This window comes from Streptomyces sp. NPDC045470 (genome assembly GCF_040646595.1).
Taxonomy (GTDB): Bacteria; Actinomycetota; Actinomycetes; order Streptomycetales; family Streptomycetaceae; genus Streptomyces.
In genome coordinates this window covers 222478-248465 of sequence record NZ_JBEZAN010000005.1, presented here as the reverse complement: position 1 = coordinate 248465, position 25988 = coordinate 222478, and the positions used below count along the sequence as shown (strand labels likewise).

The window sequence follows — 25988 nt, the reverse complement described above, 5'->3', positions numbered from 1 at the left end:
CCCGCCGGTGACCGGCGGGGCGCAAGCGCCGGGACCGGGAACGGGCATCAGGAGCCGGCCACGGTCAGTCCGGCGTCGGCCGCGGCTTCGAAGCCGTCGTCGACGGCGACGACCTGCCGCCCCACCGCGTCCAGGAGGGAGGCGGCGATCGCCGCGCGCATGCCCCCGGCGCAGTGCACCCACACGACGCCCCGCGGGATCTCGCCGATCCGGCCGTGCAGTTCGTGGACGGGGATGTGCACCGAGCCTTCGACGTGTCCGCCGACGCGTTCGGAGTCGCGGCGTACGTCGAGCACCACGACCTCCGCGCCACGCTGACGGGCGGCGGCGAGGTCGGCGAAGGTGGCGCGCGGGAACGAGGCGAGTTCCTCGCCGTCGCGTATCCAGCCGGCCGGGTCGCCGGTGGCGGCGGCGGCCGGGCGGTCGATGCCGACCCGGGTCAGCTCCCGCTGGGCGGCGGCGATCTGCTCCGGCGTCGTGGCGAGCAGGGTGACCGGCTTGCCCCACGGGATCAGCCAGGCCAGGTAGGTCGCGAGCTTGCCGTCCCCCTCGAAGTTGAACGATCCGGCCACGTGCCCCGCGGCGAAGGCGACGCGGCTGCGCAGGTCCACCACCCACTCCCCCGCGGCCAGCCGCTCGGCGATCCGCCGCGCGTCGGCGGGCTCGGGCGGGGTCAGGTCGACGGAGGCGGGGCCCGCGGCGTTGGCGGGGCCCATGTGGGCGTAGTAGGCGGGTACGTCCTCCAGGCCGGCGAGGGTGCGGGCGACGAAGGTGTCCACGTCCAGGGTGAGCGCGTCGTTGGCCGTGCGTTCCTTGCCGATCGTGGTGGTGTCGCCGTCGGCCTGGGAGGAGGAGCAGAAGCTGCCGAAGCCGTGGGTGGGCAGCACCGGGACCTCGTCGTCGAACTCGTCGGCGAGGCGGTGCGCGGAGGCGTGCTGGGCGCGGGCCAGTTGCTCGGTCAGCCGTGGCTCGACCAGGTCCGGGCGGCCGACCGTGCCGATCAGCAGCGACCCGCCGGTGAAGGCCGCCACCGCCCGGCCGTCGTCCTCCAGCGCGTACGAGGTGTGGTGCGGTGTGTGGCCGGGGGTGGCGATCGCGCGCAGTACCAGGCCCTCGTCCACCGCGACCGTGTCGCCGTCGGCGACGGGAGTGCGGGGGAACGACACGCTCGCCGCGGCCGGGACCAGGTAGGCGGCGCCGGTGACGCGGGCCAGCTCCAGACCGCCGGTGACGTAGTCGTTGTGTATGTGGGTCTCCGCGACGTACGCGATCCGCACGCCGCGCCGCGCCGCGGCGGCGATCACCCGGTCGATGTCGCGCGGCGGGTCGATCACGACCGCGGCCCCGTCGCCACCGGCCAGGTAGCTGCGGTTGCCCAGGCCCTCGAACGTCAGGGTGTCGACGAAGAACACAGCGGTGCCTCCTCCATGGAACGGGCGTAACGGGTGTGACTCGTGTACCCCCGGGGGTATCTGCCGCCCACCTTGACAGGGATACCCAGGGGGGTATTCCGGAGCGCCGGGACGCCCGGACGTTCCAGCGCCCCCTGGGGAGCGGAACACCTGCGTCCGAAAGCCCCTCACTGCGACGGGTACCCGGTGGGGTATCGGGGAATCCGGCCCGGCCCGGGTCATGGGCGCGCGGGCCGTCGCGGGAGGGCGGGTCGGGCTACAGTCAACTCCGTACGGAACACCGCCCGTTGCCATCCGTGGTTCGCGCCCCGCCCCCGCCCCGACCGGCCCCGGCCCCCTTCCCGCACCCGGCAACCGGCCGCTCACCGCCGTGCCGCTGCGGGTACCCCTGACACGGAGCCTTCGTCATGACCACCACACCGCGGGATCTTCAGCTCGTCGCCCTGCTCGTCTCCATGGACGCGGAGGCGCCCCGCCCGGTGGTTCCGGGCGACCTCTCCCTCGCCCTGGCGGGAGCCGAGGTGATCGACCTCCTGCACGCCGGGACCCTCTCCCTGGAAGGCGACCGCATCGTTCCCTGCGACCACGACCGCGGGGCACCGGCCGACCGCCTGCTGGACGCGGCGGCGTCGGCGCTCGTCCGGCAGGCGCCTCACGAGTCGGTCGAGGACTGGCTGTGGCGCCGGGGCCGCGGTCTGTCGGCGCTCTACCGGGCCGCCCTGACGGAAGAGGGCCTTCTCACCCGCGAGCGCCGTCGGCTTCCGTTCCGCAAAGGCCGGACGACGGTGGCCGCCTCGTCCGCCCGCAGCCACGCGGCCGACCGCTGGGCATCGGGCGAACCCGTCCTCGCCGCCCTCGCGGCAGCCGCCGGAATCCGCGAAGCGCCGGCCGGCGATGCCCTGAGCGGGACCGACGACGCGGTCGTGACCGTACTCGCCGCCGTCAACGAGGCGGTGGTGGAGCTGGAGGGCGTACGGCAACGACGCTCCGTCGAGCAGGCGGCCTTCGACAACATCTGGCGCGGCGTGTGACGGGAAGGGGGACCGTGCGGCGGTAGCTCCTGACGGCCCCCCTCGCACCGCCCGCCCCGACGCCCGTCAGCGCAGGCGCCGTACGAAGATGTCCGTCGCGGCGTTGGTGTCGCCCGGCGCCAGATCGGCGCCGGCCCCGGCGAAGGCGGCCAGCAGGCCGCCGCGGTCGGAGGACACCCCGAAGGACGCTCCGGTGCCGCCGTCGGGGGCCGAGCTGAGGCGGGTGACCCGTCCGGTCCTCAGGTCGCGTGCGAAGACGTCCCAGGTCCCGTTGGTGTCGTCCGGGACCAGGACGGGGGCGTTGGTGGTGAAGCAGGTGGTCCGGTTGTCGGCGCTGAGCCCGCCGCCGGTCACGCTGCCCGTCGGGGGCCGCCGTCGGGACGGGCGGCCAGTCGCGCGTACGCGCCGGTGCGCAGGTCACGGGAGTACGAGCCCCACCTGCCCGGCTGGTCCCCGGGCAGTACCGCGTCGCCGGTGTCGAACTGGAGGGAGCGGCCGTCCGGCGAGAACCGCAGTCCGTACTGGACTTTCGCCGGGGTGCCGGCCCGGTTGTACGCGCCCGCCCGGGTCTCGCCGGTACGCCGGTCGTGCACCCCGAAAGAGACGTAAGGAGGCTGCGGCCTGGCGATGCCGGGCGCGCCCTGGGGCCAGGGGAAGAGGTTCCTCGCCTCGGTGGTGAAGGCGACCTGCGCCCGTCGGCGCTGATGACCGGGTCGGAGGAGGGTGCGGCGCCCTGCGTACCGTCACTGGCCACGCTGACCAGTTCGGTGGCACCCTTCCAGCGGTCGCGGACGAAGACGTCCATGCCGTCACCGCGGTCGCGCGGGTCGAGCGTCCGCGACGGCGAGTCGAAGGCGACGAACCGGCCGTCGGCACTGACGGAGTGGGTGTGGCCGGGCTCCTACCCCGGCGAGCCGTCCGGGTTCGCGCTGACGAGATCGACGCGCCCGGTGCGGAGGTCCTTGGCGTACAGCTCAATGCCGGCTCCCTCGGGTGTACCGGGTACGAGGTTGCGTGCCTGGCCGAAGAAGACGAGGACGCGGCCGTCGGCGCTCAGCACCGGGCCGGAGGAGTCGCCGTCGGCCTGTTCCCCGGTGGCGCTGACGCTGACCCGCCGCAGATCCCCGTACGGCCCGGCCGGTGCGGGGCCCGCGCCGTGCGCGGACACCGCGGGCAGCGCCGTGGCACAGGCTCCCGCCAGCACCGCCGGAACTGCGGTCCGTCGACGCACGGTTCCTCCCCTACCCCAAGCGCACCGAACGGAGCCGGAGCAAGCCAACCGGTCCGGCGTCACACCGGCAACGCGGGATCCGGCCTTCCGGAGCCCGCAACCGCGCGGCGGCCCGCAACGTCCCACCAGCTCGCGAGGGACGTTGCGGGCCGCCGCCCGGGTCACTTCCCCGTCAGGTCGGTGGGACCGCTCCAGTAGGCCCGCTTCCACCGCTTCGCGTCGGGAGTGAACTCGACCTCCATGCGGTCGGCGGCGTCCGGCGGCAGCGAGAACGCGTACTTGCCGACGACCTCCCGGCCGGGCAGGACGTACCCCTTGAGGACCTTCTGCCGCCCGCTGCCGTCGATCACCAGCTCCGTCGAGGCGCCGTCGGCGTCGTTGACCGAGGGCAGTCCCGTCTCGATCTCGACCCGCTCGCTCCCGGTGTTGACCACCTTGATCGTCACCTGGACGGCCCTGTTGCCCTTGGCGTGGCCCAGGACGTAGGCGTCCGGGACGAACGGCTGCGGTTGGGCGACCGTCACCTTCAGACCGTTCCCGAAGGTGTAGGAGCCGCCGAACGACGGATGCCGCGCCTTCTTGTCGGCCTCGGCGGCCTCCTTCGCCTTCTCGATGCGGTCGATCCGGGCCCGCGCTTCGTCGTTCGCCTTGTGCACCGAGACGGCGAAGAAGATGCCGCCGGCGACCGCGCCCAGCAGTCCGCCCACGCCCAGGAGCACACCGGCCAGCGCCATGCCCTTGCCCCGCGCCCGGCCCTTGCGTGCCAGGCCGAGCCCGACGGAGCCGAAGATCACGGCGAGCAGCGCCGGCAGCCAGGCCATCCAGAACAGGACGACGGGCAGGGCGAGTACGACGCCGAGGGCGCCGAGGACCAGCGCCGAGACGGCAATGCCGTTGCCGGGCCGCGGCGCGAGCGGCAGCCCCGTCGGGGGCGGGCCCCAGGAGGCGGGGGCCGGCCCCTGGCCGGGGGGCGGCGGGCGCCAGGGGTCGCGGTCGTCCGGCGTCGGGGCGACGGGCTGGTCACCGTCGGGCGGAGTGGATACGGTCACGCACAGTCCTCGTAAGGGGTCGAAACGGACAAGCTGTTGACCTTATCAGTCAGACAGGCAGCATCGGTCAGGCAGACAGCGGTTCGGCCGTGCCCCGGCCACCTCCGCACAGCCGCGGTGCTCACGACCCTGTGGCTCACGACTTGCTCACGGCACCCCGCAGCGCCTTGGTCCGGTAACGGCAGTACGTCTTGGCCGGGGAGGGGCGGTAGCTCCACGGCAGCGCGCCCACGTATCCGTCCACCGCGCGGAACTGTTCCAGTGCCGCTTCGTGACGGTCCTGCTTCGTCAGGAAGTACGCCAGCAGGTGCCTGACCTCCGCCACCCGGCGGTCGTCCGGCCGCGCCGCGCCGACGTCCCGCAGGGCGTCGTCGGTCATCCCCAGGACATCGGGCCAGCCGTACGCCTCCGACGGCGCCTCGTCGTCGTGTTCGAACCAGGCGATGAGGCGCAGTACCGTCAGCAGGCTGCCGGGCGGGGCGGTCGCCGCGGCCTGTCCCGCGAAGTCGCGGGCGATCTCGGCGGAGCCACGCCACTTCGCGCACCAGTACTGGAGTGCACGCACATGCCCCTCGAAGTGGTGCGGGGCGCGGGAGGTGACCTCGCTCCACAGGTCGAGCATCATCGCGTGCGAGGCGCCCAGGCCCATGTACAGCGGGATCTTCTTGACGTACGGGGTGGGGTCGCCGGGCAGCGCCAGGGTCTCCGCCCGTTCGAAGGCCTCCCTGGCCTCCCGCAGCACCCGGTGGAATCCGGCGAACTGCTCGGCGGTGGTGTGCTTGGCGAGGTACGCGCCCCGGATCTCCCAGGCCAGCGTCACCTGCGCGGCGGCCCGGACCACGGCCGCGTCCGGGTCGTCGGGGCGCTCCGCCTCCCAGGCGCGCAGCCAGGTGTCGTCCTCGGCCGCCCGGTCGGCGACGACACCGACCAGGTGGGAGCGGTGTTCCCAGTCGGTGCCCGCCGCGCTGATCACCTTGGCGGCGGTCTGCCACTCGCCCCGGACGAGGGCCTCCGTCACGGCGTCCGCCTCGGGGTCGGCGCAAGGCCGTTCCGTGTCCTGGCGGTTCGGCGGCAGCAGGTCCGTACCGGCCGCCGCGGCGAGCTTGGTGGTACGTCTTCTCTTCCACAGCCAGGTGCAGACCGTGACGGTGATGATGATGAGGGGAAGAATCCCGTGCATGGGTTCGAGTGATCCGATCGAAGGTGTGCTCGCCGGGCGGCGTCGGTGGCCGCCGGCGTGATGGGTGATGCGAAATCCGTGGTGGGTGGTACGTGCTCCGTGGTGGGCGCCGCGCGGCGTCGGCCGGGGTCGCCCGCGTCCTGTCAGCCGGCGAGGAGGCCGCGCAGCGGTCCGGTGTCCGGGGTGTCCGCGACGGCCGCCCGTACCGCAGCCGCCAGTTCGTCCTCGATGTCCCGCTCCCCCGGCAGCCGTAGCCGGGGCCCGGCGGCCCAGGAAGGTTCCCAGCGCGCCCCGGCCGCCTCCACGAGAGCGAGTTCCGCGAGGTGCTGCGTCCCCTCCTCCAGGTCCGGGCGCAGGAATTCGCGTGCGGCCCGGCCGCTGGCGCGAGCGGCCTCCCGCGACTTGGGCAGGTGCCGGGCGACCCACCACAGCCGTCCCGCGTCGACGGCGTCCAGCAGGGCCGCCAGATCCTCCGCCGCGCTGCCCGGCGTGATGCCGAAGGCCGCCATCGCCGTCCGCAGCGGCCGCGCGTCCGCTTCCGTCAGCGTGTGCACGGCCCGGTGCGTCAGGTCCGGCCAGTCGGTACGTTCCATGGCCAGCGCCTCGGGTGTGAGGACGGTGCCCTCCACCTCGACCAGCACCCGCTCCGCATCGCGCAACAGGGTCAGCGCGGGCCGCGCCGGGGACGTGGCCGGGCCGTCGTCGGGCAGCGCCTCGATCAGCCGGACCCGTTCGGCCACCGGCGGGTGCGAGTCGTACGGGGTGGGCTCGCCGGACGGCAGTTCACCGCGCAACTCCGCCAAGTCGGCGCGCAGCTCGGGGTCGTCGAGCAACTGCCGTACGCCGCCGACGACCTCGCCGCGCGGCGGGAGCAGGCCCGCCCGGGCGCCCAGGCCGATGTACCGGCCCACATAGACGTCGTGGACGGCGTCCAGGACGGCGATCTCCCGCAGCGCCGAGACCGTGGCGTCACGGCCCGCGACCCGGGCCGCCACGCGGTCGGCGGCGAGTTCCTGCTGCCGGCCCACGCTCTGCGTGGCCCGCAGATAGAACCGCGCGTACGCCTGGAACGGCCTGGCCACCACCCCGTACAGCAACGGCCTGGCGATCCTCCCGAGTCCGGACCGGACCGCACGGACGGTGTCCGTGACCGCGCTCCTGCGCCGCTCGGCTCCAGCCCCGGTGGAGGCTGTCCCGTCTCCGCTCCGGCGGGTCTTCTTCCGGTCGCTCCGCGCGCGTCCGGGTGCCTGGAAACCCGCCACCGTCCGCAGCACGCTGTCGCGGCCACGCAGGGTGATGCCGGCGAGCCGGGTGTCCGCGTTGCCGTAATGGCCGAGTTCGTGGGCGATGACCGAGTGGAGCTGTGGTTCGCTGAGGCCGATCAGCAACGGTACCCCCAGGTACAGGCTGCGCCGGCCGGGCAGCAGGCCCAGCAGCCGAGTGCGTTCCTGGACGGCCGCGTTCACCTCTTCGGTGAGGAACAGTGTGTCGGGCGCCCGGGTGCCGGTGCGCTCGGCCAGCGAGCGGACGGCGTGCCACAGCTCGGGCTGTTCGGCCTCGGTGACCGCGAGCCCGTGCTTGCCGTCCCCGTCGCCCGTACCGAGCGTGCAGACGCCCCGCAGGACCGGCAGCCCCACCAGGACGGCGAGCACGGTCGCCGTGACCGCGCCTCCGGTCGGCGCCCACGCCCAGGCCGCCAGGGCTGCGCCGGCGAGCACGCAGAGCACGGCGAGGGCGAGGACGTAGAAGCCGGCCAGCAGGAACAGTGCGCGCAGGGCGCGCAGAGATGTGCCCACAGGGCAGAGTCCCCCCACAAACAGAAAAACAGAGCGAGAGGATCATAAGTGCGACATGGTCATGACCTGGACCATTTTCGCGGTCACCGAACGGGCGCCCGGCCGCTCGCCGGACGGACCGGCAGCCGGGTGCCGACCGCGAGGCGGGCCGGCGGTGTGCGCGTGATCTTCGCGACGCCGAAGCGGCCGACGAGGTAACCGTCGAGGTACCGCCACATCTGGGGTGCCTGCGTCAGGGCGGCGAGTCCGGGTGGCGGCCGCGATGCCCGGTTCCGCCGTGTCGCCGTTGACGACCTCCACACGGGTGCCGAAGGAGGCGGCCGGCCGCGGTCAGGTGACGCGGCCACCGATGGCGGGCGGTCTCACTCCGCCGACGCGTCCTCGGCCGGCTGGTGGGGAGCGGTCGACGGCCTGGGCAGGTCTCCGGCGTCGATGGCGCTCTGCGCGACAGCGGACAGCAGCAGACCGTGCCGGCGGGCGTGATCGCGCAGGAGGTCGAAGGCGCTTCCGAGAGAGACGTCATGGTGCGCGGCGAGGTAGCCCTTGGCCTGTTCGATGAGGATGCGGCCGTGCAGGGCGCCGTGCATCTGTTCGTTGATGGTGTCGGTGTCGGCGTGCCGGAGGGTGCGGGCGTGGACCAGACCGATGGTGGCCGCGTCGGCGAACGCCTGGGCCATGGCGAGGTCGTCCAGCGGCACCGGGCTGTCGGTGGTCCGCAGGAGCAGCAGGCTGCCGAGGGTCTCCCGGCGCAGCCGCAGCGGTACGGCGCAGGCATGGGTGTAACCGGCGCCCCGGGCCTGCGTGGTGAAGTCGGCCCACGCGGCGGGAGCTCGGGAGAGATCACCGGGGGCGACGGGCTCGGCGGTGCGGTAGGCGTCCGCTGCTGGACCTTCGCGCAGCGCCAGGTCCAGCACCCTGGACAGGGCCGGGCTGGGGTCGCAGGGCGCGGGGCTGTGCATCTGCGGCCCCGGGTAGGCCAGTACGACCGCGGCATCGGTGACGGCGAAGATGTCCCGACAGCGGACGGTCAGTTGCTGCAGGAAGTCGATGACGTCGAAGTCCGCGACAAGGGTGTCGGCGAGTTCGACGAAGGTCTCGGCGATCTTGCCTTCCCTGCTCATGTCCCTCCTTCTCGATGAGCGGGCGCGGGCCACGGCAGGTCCGTGCCGGGCGGCGGTCGCCGCGGCCATTTCCGAAGGATGTCGCGGGCGGTCACGGCGGCAGATCCGACAGGATGTCGCGGGCGGTCTCGGTGAGGGGCCGGCCGGAGGCGAACGCCCGGGCCCGCAGCCGGACCAGCGCCTCCTCCAGCGGTACGCCGAGCCGGCAACTGAGCACACCGGTGGCCTGGTGCACCTCGACCCGGTGCAGGTCGACAGCGCCCGCGGCGCCCGGCCCGTCGTGCGGGTCACCTTCCCCGGTGTCCGGCCGCCAGGCCAGCAGCCGGCCGGCCAGCGCGTCGGCCACACGCAGCCCGTCCGCAGCCTGCCGTGCGGACAGCGACCCCGGCATCCCGCGGTATGCGGTCAGCGCGCCGAACCGGACGCCTCCGGTCCGCACCGGCCACACGAACACCGCTCGCACGCCCAGTGACTGGGCCTCGACGACGAACTGCGGCCACCGTTCGCCCGCGCTCGTGCCCAGATCCGCCACCTGATAGGGCACCTCACTGAAGTCCGTCGCCATCCCGGGCCCCTGTCCCAGGGTGAACTGCGCGTCCTCCAGCCGGGCACTGATGTCGTCGCTGAACCAGACCAGTTCCGCACCCCACCGCAAGGAGACCGCGATGCCTTCCAGCCCCAGCGCGTGCGCGCACCGCACCGCCCACACCCGGTGTTCCCCGGAGTCGACGGCTCGCTCCAGGCCGACCAGCAGATCCTGCACAGACACCTGGTGCTCCATCGCTGAGCCTTCCACGCCGAAGAGCGGACCGGTACCGAAGACGGCCACATTCCGCATCTGAAGACTACTCTTCGTGGCCCCTCCGGGAGCCGGTACGGAAAAAGCGATGTTCTCCGTCCGGGCACCGTTCGGCAGCGTCCGGCGTACGTGCCCGCGGCGCGGCCGGGCCGGTCGCGGCTCGTCCGGTGTCGGAGCCACGGCCGTCCGGTGGCACGTTCGGTCACCGCGCCGTCCGTTTGAGGAGCCGGAGCACCTGCGGCCAACTGTCGCTCTTCGCGTGGGCGTCGGCCGCCCGGGTCCCGCCCAGGGGCCGCCCGCCGCCCTCCACCGCGCTGGGCAGGTAGGGGTAGGACGCGGCAGCGTGCCCGGCCTTCGGATAGAGCAGAGCCCGGTGCCTGCGGCCGGTGGCATTGCGCTCCTGCGCGATGGACCGGGCGGCGGCCAGCGAGGGCCACAGGCGGTCGTCACCGCCGCCGACGGCCAGCACGGTGCCCCGGACGCGGTCGAGCGGGATGGGGGCGAGGCGCAGGGCCTTGCCGTGGTGCGTCCACGCGGCGTGCCCCTGCCCGCAACTGAGGCAGCCGGGGTGGTAGGCGTCCCAGGTGTCACGGCTGGGCAGGTACGCCACGGCGTCGTGGACGAGGCCGGGGTAGTACTGCGCCATCATCTGCGCGGCCTCGGATCCCCGGGAGACACCGATCACCGCAAGCCGCCGCGGATCGGCCTGCGGCTGGTCGCGCAGCAACCGGGCGGCGGCGGCGAAGTACTCCAGCGGGATGCCGGCCAGGTTCTCGGGGCGCCCTTGGCAGCCGAAGTAGCACAGGGCCAGGGCCGGGTGGCCGCGGGAGGCCAGCAGCGCGGCCGCCCGCTCGTCGGCGAGGCCGCCCTCCGAGCCGCCCAGGAGCAGGACCGGTGCCTGTCGCGGCCCGTGCGCGGGAGGCAGGAAGAGGCTGCCGCGCACCTCGTCCTTGGAGACGGTCAGGTCGTGGTGCCGTACTCCGGTCGCGGTCCAGATGCGGGTGAGGTCCCGCTCGGCCAGGGTCCGGCCGCCCGACGCCACGGTGAGAGGCACCCGGTAGGAGGCTGCCGTCCGCGGTATGAACCATGTCGCGTCCGGGTCGCCCTCGGCGGGCTTCATGGACCACAGCAGGCCCATGCCGTCAGCTCCCCGGTAGGTCCCGGTCCGGGGCCTGTCGCGGCTCAGGTCCACGGTCCCGTCCGCGTCGGCGGCGAAGACCGCGCGCCCCGACCAGGCCATGCCCCGGTGGTCGGTGGCGTGCGTCGTGACCGTCGTCTCCGTCCCGGCGGCGAGTCCGCTGATCCGGATGTGCACCGGTTCGTCCGCCAGGGCGGCCGGCTTGTCCAGCTCGACGGTGGCCGCCCGGTCACGCCGACGGTCGTCCGGTCCGCTGTCTTCCGTGCAGCCCGCGGCGACCAGCAGAGCCAGCCCCGCCGACACGGCGCGCAGCACGTAGCGACCGCCCCCGCTGCCCCTTCTGTTCGGTTCCGGCATCCCAGCAGTGTGAGCGGCGGGCACCGGCGAGTGGAAGAGCAAGAACGGACAGCAGGTGCCGCCGTCCGTGGACCGGCTCACTTCCAGGCGGTGGTGTCCGTCACGACGATGCAGTACTTGCGCCAACTCCCGGTGCGCTTCGCGGAGATGGTCGGCTCCGCGCAGGCCGTGGCCCGAAACGTTTCACCCACCGACGCCATCGGCGTGTACTGGTCCTTGCCGTATTCGACGACGGCACTGCGGGCCGAGCCGCCTTCCACCCTGACGGTCACCACGTCCCCCACTTCCGCACGGGTGATCCGCCCCCACACGGCACCGCAGCGCTTGCTGTGCCGCACGTGCAGCGAGACCGGGTTGTCCTTCGGCGGCAGCCAGGTGACCGCGTCGGCGGAGCACCCCTCATTCTGCGGGTCCTTCCCGTCGCACCCGGCTCCCGGGCAGGGGGCCGGTGCCGGTGGCGGCGGGGAGAGCCAGTCCTGCAACGCCCCGGTCAGCAGGACCGGTACCACCCCGCCCACCACGGCCGCCGCGATCGCCACCAGGAGCGCGTGCGTACTGTGTTCACGCAGCCAGCGCCACGTCCGGCGCCACGGCGACCGGCTCTCCGTGCCGTCGCCCTCGGCCTCGACCTCGGAATCACTCACCCTGCCTCCCGGAGCCCTCCGCTGCCCCACCAGCATCGGCGGCCCTGCGGCAGGCCGTAAGAACGATTCACGCCCTCGTGCGAGCTGCGACTCGGCACCGGCGGGGCCAGGGTTCGGACGGCTGAAGAGCCGCCTCACGCGGCGTCGAGGCCGCACGGGGATGTTCACCGACGGCGCGCGCCGGGGGCGCGCTGTTTCCGATGTGCGCCAAGTGGCGGCGGCACGGCTCACTCGCGTCGTTTGCGGACTGCGAGAGGAAGGTAAAGATCAGGTATAGCAGCAGGTCAGGTAGGGCTTGCCGAACGGCGCACGGGTGGCATAGGTGGTGTTCGGCCGGTGGGCCGGGAAACAGAGGCGAGGGGGAGAAATCGTGTTCGACCTCAAGGCCGAGGCGGAAATGCGCCTGTTCTCGGAGAAGCTGGCCCGGGAACTCGCCGGGAGGCGCTCCGGCGCTCGGGAGGACGCGGGCGACCGCGCCACGGGAGAGCCTTCCGCGGCCGACCGGCAGCTTCCGACCCCGGCGGACGGGCCGGACGCCGCGGAGGCGTCGGGGGCGACGGATGCGGCAGAGGCGTCGGGTGCGACGGAGATACCGGGCCGCGCGAAGGCATAGGACGCGGCGGGCGCGAGCCGGTGTCCCTCCTGTCGGCCCGCCGGTCGGTGACCGGCCGTACGGTCACATGGCGCCCCGGGTCGGCCGCGGGTCGTCCGACGGAAGGCGCCTGATGACCCGTTCGTCCTCCGGCGGCGCCGTGGGCGGTGGGCCGGCCGGTGTCCGGCGGGAGCGGCGCAGCGCGGCCCGTAGGCGGTGGACGGCGGGGTCGGCCCAGCGGGCGGCGAGTGTGCCGAAGACGACCGTGAGCAGTACGTAGGCCGTGGCGATGGGCCCGATGCGGGGTTCCGTCGCGGTGGCGAGTCCGGCGATGACGATGGAGAACTCACCGCGCGCCACCAGCGTGCCGCCCGCGCGGAGACGGCCGCGGGGTGCGATGCCGGCGCGGCGGGCCGCGTACCAGCCGGTGAGGATCTTCGTGGTGGTGGTGACGGCGGCGAGCAGCAGGGCGGGGAGCAGCACGGGAGGGATGGCGGCGGGGTCGGTGGACAGGCCGAAGAAGACGAAGAAGACCGCGGCGAACAGATCGCGCAGCGGGGTGAGGAGGGGTCGGGCGCCTTCGGCGACCTCGCCGGACAGGGCGATGCCGACGAGGAAGGCGCCGACGGCGGCGGAGACCTGCAGCCGCTGGGCGACTCCGGCGACGAGCACGGTCAGGCCCAGGACGACCAGCAGAAGCATCTCGGGGTTGCGGGAGGAGACCGCGCGGCTGATCAGCCGGCCGTGGTGCAGGGCGAGGTAGAGGACGGTGGCCGCGGTGGCGAGGGCGACGAGCAGGGTGATGCTGCCGCCGGCGAGTGACGCCCCGGCGAGCAGGACGGTGAGCAGCGGCAGATAGACGGCCATGGAGAGGTCTTCGAGGACCAGCAGGCCGAGGATGACCGGGGTTTCGCGGTTGCCGAGGCGGCCCAGGTCGGTGAGGACCTTGGCGACGACGCCGGAGGAGGAGATCCAGGTGATGCCCGCGAGGGCGACGGCGGCCACCGGGCCCCAGCCCAGCAGGATCGCCGCCCCCGCGCCGGGCAGTGCGTTCAGGGCGAAGTCGACGGCGCCTGAGGGGTACTGGGTCTTGAGGCTGGTGACGAGTTCGGAGGCGCTGTATTCCAGGCCGAGGAGGAGCAGGAGGAGGATGACGCCGATCTCGGCGCCGACCGCGGTGAAGCTCTCGCTGGCGTCCAGCGGCAGCACTCCGCCCTGCCCGAAGGCGAGTCCGGCCAGCAGGTACAGGGGTATGGGGGACAGTCCGATGCGGCCCGCGAAGCGCCCGATGAGGCCGAGGGCGAGGATGAGGGCGCCCAGTTCGATCAGCAGCGCGCTGGTGTCGTGCACGGTCAGCCTCCGGCGATGATCGCGGCCAGGGTGTCGACGCCTTCGCGGGTACCGACCGCGATGAGGGTGTCGCCGATGGCGAGCCGGAAGTCGGGGCCGGGGGCGGGGTGGGCGCTGGTGCGGCGCAGGACGGCGACGATCGAGGCTCCGGTGCGGGTGCGGGCCCGGGTGTCCCCCAGCGGGCGTCCGCCGTACGGCGAGCGGGCGTCGAGCGGGAGGTGTCCGGTGACCAGGTCGAGCCCGTCGGTGGGCACCGCGTCCAGCGGGGAGGGGGCGACGAGGCGGGCCAGTTCGGTGGCTTCGTCCGGTTCGAGCGGGACGGATTCCTGGCAGGCGTCCGGGTCGTCCGCCGAGTAGAACCCCAGGAAGCGGCGCCCGTCCTGGTGGACGACGACGGACAGGCGCCGTCCGCCGCGCGTGGTGAGGTCGTACCGGGTGCCGACTCCCGGCAGTGCGGTGCGTCGGGTGCTCATGGCTGCCTCCCGCGTGCGTGCCCCGGCGGCCGGTGCCCGCACCGCACGGGATCTCCTTCACACCATCATTACAGAGGCGGCAGCACGGCCAGGGGCGCCGTCGGGCCTGGTCGCGCCCGGTCGGGCGCCCGCGCCACGACGGCGCGCCGCACGAGTCGTAAGGTAAGGGTGCCCTTACCCACAGGCCGGCTCCCTTCCCGCTCCGAGTCCGCTCCTCTCCCGCTCCGATCCCGCTCCGCCCGCCCCTCCCCCGCGCCACCGACACGGAGACCGCTTCGATGACCGTCACCGCCCCGCCGCCCTCCGACACCCCCCGGCACCCGCCCCGGATACCGCGTCCCTCCCCCGTACCGCGCGTCACCGACGAGCGCGTCGTCCGCCGGGCGGCCGAGTTGTCCGGGGCGGAGTTCTGGCGGACGGTGGAGCGCGAGGGTACGCCGCTGACCGGTCCGGACCCGTACGGCGCGGCGGACCACGCGCTGGTGACGTTCCTGTGGCGCGGCTCCCCCGCCACCCGCGCGGTCCTGGTGTCGCCCAACAAGCTCGCCGATCCGCGCGACCCGGCCGGCAACCTCATGGAACGCGTCCCCGGTACGGACGTGTGGCACTGGTCGGTCCGGATGCGCCGGGACTGGCACGCCACGTACACGCTGTGTGTGGACGAGGGCGACGGCCCGGCCGACGACGCCGCGTACTGGCCGTGGCTGCGTACACAGCAGCGCACCGACCCGTTCAACCAGCGCGCCATCGCGAGCCGGTGGGGCGACACCCCGGTCTCCTGCGTCGCGCTGTCCGGTGCGCCGCAGGATGAAGTGTGGCGGGAGCGGCCCGGCGTGCCCCGCGGCACCGTCTCCGTCCACACCGTACGCAGCGCGCTGCTCGGCAACGAGCGCCGGGTCTGGCGGTACGCGCCCCCAAGCGCCACGGGCCGCGCGGGCGGAGCGGGCGGCACGGAACCTGGTGCGGGGCTCCCCGTCCTCGTCCTCCTGGACGGGGAGATGTGGCAGCCGGGACTGGGTGTGGCCACGCTGCTGGACAACCTCATCGCGGATGGCCGCATCCCCCCGCTGGCCGCGCTGATGCCGGAGTCGCTGGGCGCGGACACCCGTTGGGCCGAGATGACGTGCGACCCGCGGTTCACCGGCTTCCTCGCGGACGAGCTGCTGCCCTGGGCGAGCGCGGACCTGCCGCTCACCGCCGATCCCGCCCGTACCGTCGTGGCGGGCCAGAGCCTGGGCGGCCTGACCGCCGCGTACGCCGCGGTGTCCGCGCCCGGCCGGTTCGGCTGCGTGCTGGCGCAGTCCGGCTCCTTCTGGTGGCCGAACGGTCCGGGCGCGCAGTGGCTGACCGAACGGATCGCGGAATCCCCGCGGCTGCCGGTGCGGTTCCGGTTGTCGGCGGGCGAGCAGGAGTGGGTCGCGCTGCCCGCGAACCGCCGGCTGCGCGACACCCTGACGGCGAAGGGGTACGACGACGCGGTCTACCGCGAGTTCAACGGCGGCCACGACTACCTGTGCTGGCGGACCGAACTGGCCGACGGGCTGTGCGACCTCCTCGGCCCAGGGTCGGCCGGGCCCGCGACCAGCTGACGCGCCACCGGGCCCGCAGCCGACCGACGCCCCGGGCCCGGCCGCTGGAGTGCGGCCGGGCCCGGGGCGCGACGGCGCCGTCGAGGACGGTCCCGCCGCACCGGGAGTGAGTGCGGCGGGTCCGGCCTCAGTGGGAGCGCGTGAGGCTGATGCGGTGAACCGAGTCGATCCGGTCGGCACCGGCGGCGGACTTGTCGACGACGTAGGCCGTGCCGCGGCGGACCGTGACGTGGTTCGGGTTGGGGCCGGTGGCCAGGTCGGCCAGGACGGTGCCCTTCTTCGGGTCCACGACGGTGGTGGTGCCACTGCCCCGGTTGGCGACGAAGACCCGGCCGGAGCGGTGGTCGGCGGCCACGGAGATCGCGCCCGCGCCGGTGGTGACCGTCCGGGTGACGGCACCCTTGCGCAGGTCGACGACCGAGAGCGTGCCCGCGGCCTGGTTGGCCGTGTAGGCGGTGCGGCCGTCGGCGGACAGCTCGATGCCGACGGGGGCGTCGCCGGTGGGGATGAAGCGCGGCTCGGCCTTGTACGGGCTGACCGCGATGATCCGGTCGTTGGTCAGGTCGGTGGCGTAGGCGGTGCCGGTGCGGGTGTCCACGGCGAGTCCGGCGGGGCCCGCGCCCTCCACCTTGACGCGCTTCTTCTCCTTGAAGGTGCGGGTGTCGAAGGCGACGACCGAGCCGTCGCCGAAGCCGCTGGCCCAGGCGAGGTCGTGGCGCTTGTCGACGACGACCTCGCGGGCGTGGGCGACGCCGGGCAAGGTGGCGAGGTGCTTGCCGGTGCGCTGGTTGTAGACGGCCACCGAGTTGTTACGGGTGTTGGTGGTCCACACGGTGTCGTGCTCGTCGTCCACGGCGACGCCGTAGACCGCCTCGACCGCGCCGGTCGCCTGGTCGGTGACCGGCGGGGTGTACGCGTCCTTGGTCTTGAGCGTCTTCGGGTCGACCTTCAGCAGTCTGGACTGGGTGACCGGCGGCCGGCCGACGGCCGTGGTGGTCCACAGGACGTGGTGGCGCTCGGAGTAGGCGGACTGGTAGAGCCCGGTGGCCAGTTGCGCGGTGTCCACCCGGTACGACGCCCGGTGCGCGGGCCGGTCGTGCGCGACGGCGGTGCCGCTCACCGCCAGGACACTGCCCGCGGCGACGGCGAGGGCGGTGGCGTTGCGGACGAGGCGGCGGGCGGCGGTGCGGGGCTGCGTCTTGGGGGCGCTCATGGTCTGGACTCCTCCTGAAGAGGCGGGCGGGGCAGGGAAGTCGGGAGTGATCCACCCGACACGGTCAAAGGTTAGCTTAGCCTTACCTAAGTTGCACTCCATCGGCGGGACCGCCCGGGACCGGAGCGAGCCGGGTACACCGCGACGGCGCACCCGACTCGCCCGGCCGGGCGGCCCGTTCAGGCGTCCAGCGCGGCCAGACTTGCCGCGACCACCGCAGCGATCCCGTCCATCCAGCGCGGCTGCGTCATCTGCGGGTGCAGACAGTCCACGTCGTGGTTGTCCAGTCCGCCCCGGATGTACGGCGTCCAGGCGTCCCGCGTCAGCCAGTCCTCGGCGCGCGGGGCGGCGGCGGTGAAGAACAGCGCGTCGCCGGTGAACACCCGGTGCTGGTGTTCCCGCATGAGACGGGCGTTGTTGACGACGATGTCGACGACGGCGGACAGCGTACGGTCGGACAGCCCGGCCAGCGCGCTGCCCTCACGGCGCAGCGTCTCCAGGACGTCCTCGCGGGTCAGCTCGTCCGTCCGCTCGAACCCCGCCATCCGCAGCAGAGCGGTCAGCGCGTCGGTCTCCTTGGGAACGGCCTGGTCGCGCCACTGGTCGGAGGGGTAGGCGTCCAGCAGGGCGAGGAAGTCGACGCGCTCTCCCGCCTCTTGGAGCTGCACGGCCACGGTGTGGGCGAGGACGCCGCCCACGGACCAGCCGAGCAGCCGGTACGGGCCGTGCGGCCGCACGGTACGCACCTGCCGTACGTAGTCCGCGGCCATCTCCTCCATCGTCGCCGGAAGCGGCTCGTCCCGGGCCAGGCCGCGCGCCTGGAGGCCGTACACCGGTTGCGCCGGGTCGAGCCGGGAGAGCAGGCCCGAGTAGCACCAGCCGATGCCGCCCGCCGGGTGCAGGACGAACAGCGGCACTCGGTCGCCTGCCGGGCGCAGCGGCAGCAGGACGTCCAGCGCGTCGCCGCCCGCCCCGTCGCCGTCCAGGCGGGCAGCGAGCGCGGCCGGGGTGCGGTCCTGGAAGAGGGCGCCGATGGCCAGGCTGGTGCCGAGCGTGTCCCGTACCCGTGCCATCAGGCGGGCGGCCAGCAGGGAGGTGCCGCCCAGGTCGAAGAACGCGTCGTCCACGCCGACCCTGGGCAGGCCCAGCACTTCGGCGAACAGCCGGGTGAGGGTCTCCTCCCGGTGGGTGCGCGGGGCCCGGCCGGGTCCGGCCTCGAAGGAGGGGGCCGGGAGCTGTTTGCGGTCCAGCTTGCCGTTGGGGCTGAGCGGGAACGCGTCCAGGGCGACCACACTGGTGGGCACCATGTGCTCCGGCAGGGTGCGGGCGAGCGCGGCGCGCAGGTCCTCCGGGTCGGGCGGGATCTCGCCGTCGCGGTGCTCGTACGTGACGTACCCGGTCAGCCGCTGGTCGCCCGGGCGGTCCTCACGTACCACCGCGCAGGCGGCGGCCACGGCGGGAAGGGCGGCCATGGCCTCCTCGATCTCGCCGAGTTCGACGCGCTGGCCACGCAGTTTGACCTGGTGGTCGGTGCGGCCGAGGTAGAGCAGTTCGCCGCGGTCGGTCCAGCGGGCGAGGTCGCCGGTGCGGTACATCCGGCCGCCGTCGGGCCCGAACGGATCGTCGACGAAGCGGGTCGCCGTCAGGCCGGGCCGTCCCAGGTACCCGTCGGCGAGCTGGGTGCCCGCGAGGTACAGCTCGCCGGGCACGCCGGGCGGGCAGGGCTGGAGGGCCGCGTCCAGGACGTACAGGCGGGTGTTCCAGACCGGCGCCCCGATGGGCACCGGTCCCTCGCCGTCGGATGCGCAGGCGTGGTACGTGACGTCGACGGCTGCCTCGGTGGGGCCGTACAGGTTGTGCAGTTCCACGTCCGGCAGGGCCCGCGCGAACTCCCGTGCCGTCTCGCGCGGCAGCGCCTCGCCGCTGCAGAACACCCGGCGCAGCCCGGTGCAGTTCACCGTGTCCGGCTCGGCCAGGAACATCTGGAGCATGGAGGGCACGAAGTGGCAGGTGGTGACGGCCTGTTCGCGGATGACGCGGGCCAGGTACGCGGGGTCCCGGTGGCCGCCGGCCTCGGCGACCACCAGCGTGGCGCCCTGGCGCAGCGGCCAGAAGAACTCCCACACGGACACGTCGAAGCCGGAGGGCGTCTTCTGGAGCACCCGGTCGCCCGGTTCCAGGCCGTACTGCCCCTGCATCCAGCGCAGCCGGTTGTCGATGGCCCGGTGGCTGACCACGACGCCCTTGGGGCGGCCGGTGGAACCGGAGGTGTAGATGACGTACGCGGGGTGGTCCGGGGTGAGCGGACGCGGCGGAACGGTGCCGGAGTACGCGTCCAGGTCGAGCCCCTCCAGAACGACCACGGGCGGCTGCCCGTCGCCGGGTACGCGGCCGTCCCGGTCGGTGACCACGCACACGGGCCGCGCGTCGTCGAGCATGTACGCGAGCCGGTCGGCGGGGTAGTCGGGGTCCAGCGGCAGGTAGGCGCCGCCCGCCTTGAGGACGGCCAGCAGGGTGAGGACCAGGTCGGCGGAGCGCGGTACGGCGACGGCGGCCAGGGTGCCGGGCCGCACGCCCAGGGACGCCAGGTGCCGGGCCAGCCGGTTGGCGCGGGCGTCGAGTTCGGCGTACGTCCAGGAGGTGTCTCCGAAGACCAGCGCGGTGGCGCCGGGGGTGCGGGCGGCCTGGGCCTCGATGGGGCCGATGAGCGTGGTGGGCGGCAGGGCGCGGGCCGTGGCGTTGAACTGGTCCAGCACCAGGGACCGTTCGGCCGCCGTGGCGATGCCGTGCTCGCCCTGGGGGGCGTGCGGGTCGGCGTGCGCGAGGCGGGACAGCAGGTCCAGGAACCGTTCCAGGTGGTGGCCGAGGTCCGTCTCCTCGTACAGCGCGGGGTTGGCGTCGTAGTCGAGGCGGAGGCCGCGGCCGTCGGCGCGGTCGTAGACGTTGACGGTCAGCTCGTCGACCGGGCCGGTGGAGAGGTTGTGCGCGGTGGCCGGGGCACCGGCGAAGTCCAGGCCGTAGTCGAAGGGCATGACGTTGACCAGTGGCCCGACCAGCGCCCGGTCGGCGCCGAGCAGGCCCAGGTCGCGGCGGATGTCCTCGTAGCGGTAGCGCTGGTGGCGGCGGGCCGCGCGGATGCCGAGGACGACCTGGCGGGTCAGTTCGGCGAAGGTGGCGCGCGGGCCGGCGGTCAGCCGCAGCGGCAGGACGTTCATGACCATGCCGGGGACGCGCAGCGCCACCGAGCCCATCCGGCCCATCATCGGCAGCCCGAGGACGACCTCTTCGGCGCCGGTGGCCCGGGACAGGTACAGCGCCTGGGCGGCGATCAGCACGTCGGGCCAGGTGGCGCGGACCGAGGAGGCCAGTTCCTTGAGCCGTTCGGTGGCCTCGGGCCCCAGGTACGCGGTGCGGCGCAGATGCGTACGGGAGGGCAGGGCGGTGCGCCCGGCCAGGTTGACGGCCTCGGGCCGGTCCGCGAACGCCTCGTTCCAGTGCTGCCGGTCGGCCTCGTACGCGTCCGAGGCGCGGTACGCGGCGTCGTCGTCGACCAGGTCGGTGAGCCGTCCGAAGGGGTCGAGGCCCACGGGTTCGCCGGTCGCGAGCGCCGTGTAGACCTCGGCGGTGCGGCGGGCCAGCAGCGAGTAGCCGAAGCCGTCCATGACGACGTGGTGGACGCGCTGGTACCACAGCCAGCGGGTGTCACCGACCCGGAACAGCGCGTGCGCGAACAGCGGTCCGGCGGCCAGATCGAACGGTTCGGCCAGGTCGGCGCGCATCCAGGCGCGCGCCGCGCCGTCCGGGTCGGCCTCGGCGCGCAGGTCCGCCAGGTGCAGGGGCAGCGGTGCCGGGACGGTGGACAGCGGGAGCTGGCGGGGCCCTTCGGCGGTCTCGACGATCCGGACCCGCAGCGCGTCGGCCTCGGCGACCACCCGGTGCAGCGCGTCGGAGAACAGCGCCGGGTCCACCGGGCCGTGGATCTCCAGGTACTCGGCGGTGTTCTGCGCGGGGCTCGCCGGGTCCAGAGCCTGCGCGTACCACAAGCCGGTCTGGGCGGCCGTCAGCGGCAGGCCCTCGGCGGTGCCGCGCCGGGTGTCCGCTGCGGCGTCGAGCAGTGCCGTCATGAGTCGGCGCCCAGGATGCGGGCCCACGCCTCGATGGCGGGCTGCTCGGCGAGGTCCACGAACCCGGCCCGGGTGCCGTGATCGCGCCGCCATCGTTCCAGGAGCGCCATGATGCGGACCGAGTCCATGCCGTAGTCGACGAGGTTCTCGTCGACGGGGATGTCGGCCGGGTCCTCGCCCAGCACGTCGGCGACGTCCGCGCGCAGGTGGTCGATGGTCAGAGCCATGACAGGTGGTTCTCCTTGGGGGGTGGGGCCGGTGGTAACTGAGGGCGTGCTGCCGGAGTGCCGGCGGGTGGCCGGGACGTGCGGGTACGGACGGGGCGCTGCTCGTACGTACGGGTACGGGCGGGTCGCTGCCCGCACGTACGGCCGCGGGCGGGCGCCGGGCCGGGCGGAGGATGCCCGTCCGGCCGGGCGCCGTGGGTCACTTGGCCATGGCCTTCTCGATGTCGTCCAGGACGGACAGGGCCGCCAGGCCGCCGCCGAGGCTGGTCCACTTGGAGCCGTCGATCTCGGTGGCGTGGCCCTCGCGGACCGCGCCGAGCTGACGGTAGGCGGGCTTGGTCTTCAGCTCGGCGAACAGGTCGGCGTCCTTGCCCTTGGCGGCGAGAGTACCGATGAACAGCCAGTCGCCGTCGATCTGCTGGATGTCCTCGTCACTGATCGGGGTGGAGTGGCCCTGGCCGCGCTCGTTCTGGACGCCGGGCCGCTTGAAGCCGAGGTCCTTCAGGATGTCGCTGATGAACACGCCCTGCTGCATCACGGCGGTGCCCTTGGCGGAGTAGCGAGCCACCGAGACGGTGGCGCCGGCGCGCGGGCCGAGCTTCTTCTCCAGGGCGGCAACCTTGTTCTCGTAGCCGGTGAGGAAGGTCTTGGCCTCGTTCTGCTTGCCGAGGACCCGGCCGGTGAGGTCGAGCGCCTTCTTCCAGTCCTTGTCCTTGCCGATGGTGACGACGGTCGGTGCGACGGCCTTCAGCTGCTGGAGCACCTTCGGGTCGGCGAGCTGTCCGGCGAGGATGACGTCGGGCTTGGCGCGCAGCACCTTCTCGATGTCGGGGCCGGTGACGGCGCCGACGACCGGTATGTCCCCGGCCCGGCCGGCGAGGTATCCGGGGGCGCCCTTCTGGCCGCGGCCGGCGGTCAGACCGATCGGCTTCACCCCGAGGGCCAGCGCGGAGTCGAGGTCCATCTCGCTGAGCGCGACCACCTTGGCGGGCTTGGCGGGGACTTCGACCTCGGTGCCGGTGGCGTCGGTGACGGTGACCTTTCCGGCGCCGCCGGTCTTCGCCTGCCCGGAACCGGACTCGTCCCCTCCGCAGGCGGTGAGGGCCAGCGCCAGGGCGGTGGTGACGGCGGCCGCCGCGGTCCGGCGGACGCGCGGCAGGGTGTGGATGGACATGTCTGTGCTCTCCGAGTGGTGAAGTCCGGCGCCGGGACGGCGTTTGACGGAACAGCTGGTGCCGGGCATGCCGGGGAAACCCCGGTGTCCGGGCCTGTCGGGCGACGAAAGCCCCGGTCAAGCCTTAGGTTAGGCTAACCTTATGTTGGTTGCGCAAGAGGCCGGGCCCCCCGTGGGCGACACCCAGCCCCCTCCCTCACGGGCGTCCGGTCACCACCGGCGCATCCTGACCACCGCGGTCGCCCTGACCGTACTGCTGGCCGTCCTGGTGCTGCTGTCCCTGCTCATCGGCACCGGGTCCAGCCCCGTCGCGCGCGCGTGGGACTTCCTCACGGGCGATCCGGCAGCCCGCGCCGATGCCCAACTCCGGCTCGCCGTCCTCGACGTACGGCTGCCGCGTACCCTGGCCGCCGTCCTCGTCGGTGTCTCCCTCGGCGCCGCGGGCTGTCTCCTCCAGGCCGTCACCCGCAACCCTTTGGCCGAAACCGGACTGCTCGGCGTGAACTCCGGCGCCGCGCTCGGCGTCGTCATCGGCCTCACCTACTTCGGGGTGGACTCCTCCTACGCCCTGCTCGGCTGGGCCCTCGTCGGCGGCACGGCCGCCAGCGCGGTGGTCCTGCTGCTGGCCGCCTCGGGCCGGGCCGCGGCGTCACCGCTGCGGCTGGTGCTCGCCGGTTCCGCGCTCGGCGCCACCTTCCACGGCATGACCTCGTACGTCCTGCTCAGCACCCAGTCCACCTTCGACACGTTCCGCTACTGGACCATCGGCTCCCTGGCGGGCATCAAGACCTCGGACACCTACCCGCTGATCCCGCTCGTCGCGGCCGGCCTGCTGATCGCCTTCGGCGCCGCCCGCCCGCTGGCCGCACTCGCGCTCGGCGACGACAGCGCGCGGTCCCTGGGGCACCGCCCCGGGCTGGTCCGCGTCGTCGTCGCCGGGGCGGTGACCCTGCTGGCCGGGTCGGCGGTGGCGATCGCCGGCCCCATCGCCTTCCTCGGCCTGCTGGCCCCGCACGCCGCCCGCGCCGTCACCGGTCCGCGGATCGCCGCCCAGCTCGCCCTGTCGGCACTGATCGCCGCCGACGTGATGATCGCGGCGGACATCTTCGCCCGAGTCGCCATCCGCCCCTGGGAGACCCCTGTGAGTGTGCTCCTCGCCTTCGTCGGCGGGCCGTTGCTGATCTGGATCGCCCGCTCCCGGCGGATGTCCACGGCGGGAGGGACGGCATGACGGAGCCCGCACACGAAGCGGCGGAACCGGCAGCGGGCGGGCGACAGGCCCCGGCCCCCGCCCCCTCTCCCACGCCCCCCACCGCCGACGTCACACCGCCCGACAGCCTCGTCCTGCGGACCGGCGCCTTCTCCTGGCTCTTCCCCCGCCGCGGCTCGCTGGTCGCCGTCGCGCTCGGCGCGCTGATCCTGGTCCTGGTCGCGCTGGGTACGTTCGCCAGCTCCACCGGTATGAGCCTGTCCGAGACGCTCTCCGGCCTGCTCGGCACGGGCGACTCCGCGACGGTGATGCTGGTCCAGGACTTCCGGCTGCCCCGGATCGCCGTCGGCGTCCTGGTCGGCGCGGCACTGGGCATCGCCGGCTGCCTCACCCAGACCCTCGCCGGCAACCGGCTGGCCACCCCCGACCTCATCGGCGTGAACGAGGGCGCCACCGCGGCCGTCGTCGCCTCCGTCGTCGGCTCGTCCACCGGCATGATCGGCGAGTGGTGGCTCGGGCCGGTCGGCGCGATGCTGGCCGCCGCGCTGGTGGTGCTGTGCGCGGGCGGCGCGGGCCATCGGGGCCACCGCGTCCTCGTCGTCGGCATCGGCGTCTCGACCGTCGTCGGGGCCGTCACCGACCTCGTCATGTCCCGCCAGAACGACAACACGGCCGGTGGCGTCTTCCTGTGGACGGTCGGCAGCCTCAGCGGGCGCGACTGGTCGGTGGGTACGCCGCTGCTGCTGATCCTCCTCGGGCTGCTCCCGTTCGCCCTCGCCGCCGGGAACCGGCTCCAGTTGCTGCGCTTCGACGACGACACCGCCGCCGGGCTCGGTGTACCCGTACGGCGGATCCGCGCGCTCGCCCTGGCACTCGCGGTGGTCCTCTCCGGCGTCGCCGCGGGCATCGGCGGTCCCATCGCCTTCGTCGCCCTCGCGGCGCCCGTACTGGCCGACCGCCTCGGCGGCCGGGCACGCGTACCGGTACTGGCCTCCGGCCTGGTGGGCGGCGCGCTGATCGCCGGCGCCGACGCGCTGGGCCGGGTGATCGCCCCCGTCGAGATTCCGGTGGGCGTGGTCACCAGCGTGCTCGGCGGCCCCTTCCTGCTGTGGGTCCTCTTCCGCCCGGACCGGGGCGCGGGCCGGCCGTAGAGGAGCGGGGCGCGCCGTGCGCGCGGCGCGGTGCCGGGCACGTACGGCGGCCGGTGCGGGGCGGGAGGTGGCTCCTCGTGTCACCAACGGCCCGCGGAAGCACCGGCTCTCCCTGTCCGCGCTCTTGCCGGAGCGCTACCGTGAAAGGCGCACCGTGAGGCCGTCCAGAGCCGGGTGGAACCGGCCGCCGTGGCGGCCCCGGACGGGTCAGGTGAGAGACGAGGCGCCGGCAATTCCTGTCAGCGGGCATCAGCGGTTCCGGAGACCGGACTTCCTTCTCCCACCGCCGCGGGGGTGCGCCCGGACCCCGCGCTCACGTCGTGGAGGCGGGAGCCTGCCGATCGGCGGCCATTCATGCCTGCGACCGAACGTGAGGCGCGCATCGCCGAAGCGGTGCGCGGCCTGGTACACCGCAGCGCGGACTTCGATCCGCTGGAGCTGCTGCACGATCTGACCGAACACGCCATGGCCCTGCTGCCGGTGGCCGGGGCCGGGGTCACCGTCCTCGACGACCTGGGGCGGGTGGAGTACGCCACCGCCTCCGACGAACGCTGCCGCCGGCTGGAAGAGGTCCAGATCGAACTGGACGAGGGGCCCTGCCTCGACGCCACCCGCGGCGGTACCGTCGTGGCTCCGGCTTCGCTGACCGGTCCGGCTGCGCTGCGCTGGCCCCGCTTCGCCCGCCGCGCGCGCCGGGTCGGCGTCACCGCGGTCGCCGCGGTCCCACTGCGCACCTCCGGCGCCACCGCCGGCGCCCTCAACCTGATGAGCGGGCCGGGACCGGAGCTGCCCACCGCCAACGACCTGCGCATCGCCCAGGCGCTGGCCGACGCCACCACCGCCTGCTTCGGCCACCAGCACGATCTGCACGACCAAGCCGTCCTCATCCAGCAGTTGTCCACCGCGCTGGAGAGCCGTCTGGTGATCGAACAGGCCAAGGGGGTGCTGTCCGAACGGCTGCGGGTGAGTCTGGACGACGCCTTCGCACAGTTGCGCGCGCACGCCCGCGCGCGGCAGCTCAAACTCACCGTGCTGGCGGCGAGCGTCGCCCAGGGCTCGGTGCCCTCCGAACTGTCCGAGCCATGACATCGCGGCCGGACGGACCGCGCCCCGCGCGCACCGCCGAC

23 protein-coding genes are annotated in these 25988 nt (G+C 73.9%); 6 read left to right on the top strand and 17 right to left on the bottom strand.

Annotated elements, in window-relative coordinates; all coding sequences use genetic code 11:
• Positions 1 to 47 precede the first annotated feature (47 nt).
• The gene (locus AB0A97_RS18465) at positions 48 to 1412 is read right to left on the bottom strand and encodes an MBL fold metallo-hydrolase (protein ID WP_361150718.1); all 1365 of its coding nucleotides are present in this window, start codon (positions 1410 to 1412) and stop codon (positions 48 to 50) included.
• A gap of 407 nt (positions 1413 to 1819) precedes the next feature.
• Between AB0A97_RS18465 and AB0A97_RS18460 the strand changes: the two genes are divergently transcribed.
• On the top strand, positions 1820 to 2443 hold the full coding sequence (locus AB0A97_RS18460) for a GPP34 family phosphoprotein (RefSeq protein ID WP_361150715.1): 624 nt from the start codon (positions 1820 to 1822) through the stop codon (positions 2441 to 2443).
• 66 nt (positions 2444 to 2509) lie between these two features.
• On the opposite strand, the gene AB0A97_RS18455 is transcribed toward AB0A97_RS18460, so the two are convergent.
• The 10 genes from AB0A97_RS18455 to AB0A97_RS18410 all read right to left on the bottom strand — a co-directional run bounded on the left by AB0A97_RS18455 (position 2510) and on the right by AB0A97_RS18410 (position 11758).
• On the bottom strand, positions 2510 to 2797 hold the full coding sequence (locus tag AB0A97_RS18455; protein WP_361150712.1) for a hypothetical protein: 288 nt from the start codon (positions 2795 to 2797) through the stop codon (positions 2510 to 2512).
• Positions 2794 to 3036 carry a hypothetical protein gene (locus AB0A97_RS18450; RefSeq protein ID WP_361150709.1) on the bottom strand — a complete coding sequence of 81 codons (243 nt, stop codon included), beginning with the start codon at positions 3034 to 3036 and terminating at the stop codon, positions 2794 to 2796. The genes AB0A97_RS18455 and AB0A97_RS18450 overlap by 4 nt, the downstream gene beginning before the upstream one ends.
• Positions 3037 to 3344: 308 nt before the next feature.
• Positions 3345 to 3674 carry a hypothetical protein gene (locus tag AB0A97_RS18445; protein ID WP_361150707.1) on the bottom strand — a complete coding sequence of 110 codons (330 nt, stop codon included), beginning with the start codon at positions 3672 to 3674 and terminating at the stop codon, positions 3345 to 3347.
• Positions 3675 to 3835: 161 nt separating this feature from the next.
• Entirely contained in the window at positions 3836 to 4723 is an 888-nt protein-coding gene (locus AB0A97_RS18440) for a DUF4190 domain-containing protein (protein ID WP_361150704.1), read from the bottom strand.
• Between the two features lie 136 nt (positions 4724 to 4859).
• Positions 4860 to 5903: a hypothetical protein gene (locus tag AB0A97_RS18435; protein ID WP_361150701.1), complete on the bottom strand. Its 1044-nt coding sequence runs from the start codon at positions 5901 to 5903 to the stop codon at positions 4860 to 4862.
• Positions 5904 to 6046: 143 nt separating this feature from the next.
• A complete protein-coding gene (locus tag AB0A97_RS18430) occupies positions 6047 to 7699 on the bottom strand; it encodes a M48 family metallopeptidase (RefSeq protein WP_361150699.1) in 1653 nt (550 codons plus the stop codon).
• Between the two features lie 362 nt (positions 7700 to 8061).
• Positions 8062 to 8820, bottom strand: a complete 759-nt coding sequence (locus tag AB0A97_RS18425) for a GAF and ANTAR domain-containing protein (RefSeq protein ID WP_361150696.1) — start codon at positions 8818 to 8820, stop codon at positions 8062 to 8064.
• Between the two features lie 91 nt (positions 8821 to 8911).
• Complete coding sequence (locus tag AB0A97_RS18420; protein WP_361150693.1) at positions 8912 to 9589, bottom strand: ANTAR domain-containing protein; 678 nt, start codon at positions 9587 to 9589, stop codon at positions 8912 to 8914.
• A gap of 232 nt (positions 9590 to 9821) precedes the next feature.
• Positions 9822 to 11114, bottom strand: coding sequence for an acyl-CoA thioesterase/bile acid-CoA:amino acid N-acyltransferase family protein (locus AB0A97_RS18415; RefSeq protein ID WP_361150691.1), 1293 nt, complete (start codon positions 11112 to 11114; stop codon positions 9822 to 9824).
• 77 nt (positions 11115 to 11191) lie between these two features.
• Positions 11192 to 11758, bottom strand: coding sequence for a DUF2690 domain-containing protein (locus AB0A97_RS18410; protein ID WP_361150689.1), 567 nt, complete (start codon positions 11756 to 11758; stop codon positions 11192 to 11194).
• Between the two features lie 370 nt (positions 11759 to 12128).
• Here AB0A97_RS18410 and AB0A97_RS18405 point away from each other — a divergent pair, with 370 nt between their 5' ends.
• On the top strand, positions 12129 to 12371 hold the full coding sequence (locus AB0A97_RS18405) for a hypothetical protein (RefSeq protein ID WP_361150686.1): 243 nt from the start codon (positions 12129 to 12131) through the stop codon (positions 12369 to 12371).
• A gap of 63 nt (positions 12372 to 12434) precedes the next feature.
• On the opposite strand, the gene AB0A97_RS18400 is transcribed toward AB0A97_RS18405, so the two are convergent.
• Entirely contained in the window at positions 12435 to 13700 is a 1266-nt protein-coding gene (locus tag AB0A97_RS18400; RefSeq protein WP_361150684.1) for a cation:proton antiporter, read from the bottom strand.
• Positions 13701 to 13702: 2 nt separating this feature from the next.
• Complete coding sequence (locus tag AB0A97_RS18395) at positions 13703 to 14173, bottom strand: TrkA C-terminal domain-containing protein (RefSeq protein WP_361150682.1); 471 nt, start codon at positions 14171 to 14173, stop codon at positions 13703 to 13705.
• Positions 14174 to 14451: 278 nt separating this feature from the next.
• Between AB0A97_RS18395 and fes the strand changes: the two genes are divergently transcribed.
• Complete coding sequence (gene fes / locus AB0A97_RS18390) at positions 14452 to 15762, top strand: enterochelin esterase (protein WP_361150680.1); 1311 nt, start codon at positions 14452 to 14454, stop codon at positions 15760 to 15762.
• A 127-nt stretch (positions 15763 to 15889) separates the two neighbouring features.
• Here the strand turns inward: fes and AB0A97_RS18385 are convergent, their stop codons facing one another.
• The 4 genes from AB0A97_RS18385 to AB0A97_RS18370 all read right to left on the bottom strand — a co-directional run bounded on the left by AB0A97_RS18385 (position 15890) and on the right by AB0A97_RS18370 (position 22500).
• The gene (locus AB0A97_RS18385) at positions 15890 to 16975 is read right to left on the bottom strand and encodes a YncE family protein (RefSeq protein WP_361150677.1); all 1086 of its coding nucleotides are present in this window, start codon (positions 16973 to 16975) and stop codon (positions 15890 to 15892) included.
• 179 nt (positions 16976 to 17154) lie between these two features.
• Complete coding sequence (locus AB0A97_RS18380; protein ID WP_361150674.1) at positions 17155 to 21099, bottom strand: amino acid adenylation domain-containing protein; 3945 nt, start codon at positions 21097 to 21099, stop codon at positions 17155 to 17157.
• Positions 21096 to 21326: a phosphopantetheine-binding protein gene (locus AB0A97_RS18375; protein WP_030018483.1), complete on the bottom strand. Its 231-nt coding sequence runs from the start codon at positions 21324 to 21326 to the stop codon at positions 21096 to 21098. The genes AB0A97_RS18380 and AB0A97_RS18375 overlap by 4 nt, the downstream gene beginning before the upstream one ends.
• A 199-nt stretch (positions 21327 to 21525) precedes the next feature.
• Positions 21526 to 22500 carry an iron-siderophore ABC transporter substrate-binding protein gene (locus AB0A97_RS18370; protein ID WP_361150672.1) on the bottom strand — a complete coding sequence of 325 codons (975 nt, stop codon included), beginning with the start codon at positions 22498 to 22500 and terminating at the stop codon, positions 21526 to 21528.
• A 142-nt stretch (positions 22501 to 22642) separates the two neighbouring features.
• On the opposite strand from AB0A97_RS18370, the gene AB0A97_RS18365 reads away from it, so the two are divergent.
• The 3 genes from AB0A97_RS18365 (at position 22643) to AB0A97_RS18355 (ending at position 25947) form a co-directional block, all read left to right on the top strand.
• Entirely contained in the window at positions 22643 to 23731 is a 1089-nt protein-coding gene (locus tag AB0A97_RS18365; RefSeq protein WP_361150670.1) for an iron ABC transporter permease, read from the top strand.
• On the top strand, positions 23728 to 24861 hold the full coding sequence (locus tag AB0A97_RS18360) for an iron ABC transporter permease (RefSeq protein WP_361150668.1): 1134 nt from the start codon (positions 23728 to 23730) through the stop codon (positions 24859 to 24861). The genes AB0A97_RS18365 and AB0A97_RS18360 overlap by 4 nt, the downstream gene beginning before the upstream one ends.
• Positions 24862 to 25215: 354 nt before the next feature.
• Complete coding sequence (locus AB0A97_RS18355) at positions 25216 to 25947, top strand: GAF and ANTAR domain-containing protein (protein WP_361150665.1); 732 nt, start codon at positions 25216 to 25218, stop codon at positions 25945 to 25947.
• Positions 25948 to 25988 lie beyond the last annotated feature (41 nt).